1 protein-coding gene is annotated in these 541 nt (G+C 42.0%); it reads left to right on the top strand.

All coding sequences use genetic code 11. The features are described 5' to 3' along the window. Window positions 1-339: 339 nt before the first annotated feature. A partial coding sequence (locus tag BLS65_RS15045) for a hypothetical protein (RefSeq protein ID WP_212590569.1) occupies window positions 340-541 on the top strand: 202 nt, incomplete at its 3' end.

Genomic DNA, 541 nt, shown 5'->3' with positions numbered 1-541 from the left:
AAGAAATGGATGATTGCGACAAAGAAATGAGCGATTGCGACAAAGAAATGGATAATGAAGCGAAGAAATGGATGATTGCGACAAAGAAATGGATTGCTGTGTAGTATAAAGAAGATTGTGTAAACTAATTCTTATTGTCTGCAACTTTAGCATATGGGTAACATGCCCATGCCACCGGTTTGTGCTCTTGGTATGTAGATAAAACGGTCGAAGTTGTGCCACCCATTTCGGTTCAAGTTGTGCCAGGCGTTTCGGTCGAAGTTGTGCCACTTTTTTAGGTGCATTTAGGCTCTTGAAAGGAATGATTTCTATCTTATCGCTGAAACTTAAATCAGGGATATGGCCGCAAAGAAGATAGATATCATGGATGTACGACAATTAATTCAGTTAAAAATCAAAGGAGAAAGCAACCGCAGCTGTTCTTCAAGTTTAGCCATACACCGCAATACGGTAAATTACTATGTCCGACAGCTGAAAGCAACCGGGACGAGCTATCCTGATTTACTCCGCTTGAGCGATGCGCAGCTGAGTGAGCTCTTCC

The sequence above is a fragment of the Williamwhitmania taraxaci genome (genome assembly GCF_900096565.1).
Taxonomy (GTDB): Bacteria; Bacteroidota; Bacteroidia; order Bacteroidales; family Williamwhitmaniaceae; genus Williamwhitmania; species Williamwhitmania taraxaci.
The sequence above is the reverse complement of the archived record's forward strand: the minus strand, read 5'-3'. Positions and strand labels throughout refer to the sequence as shown.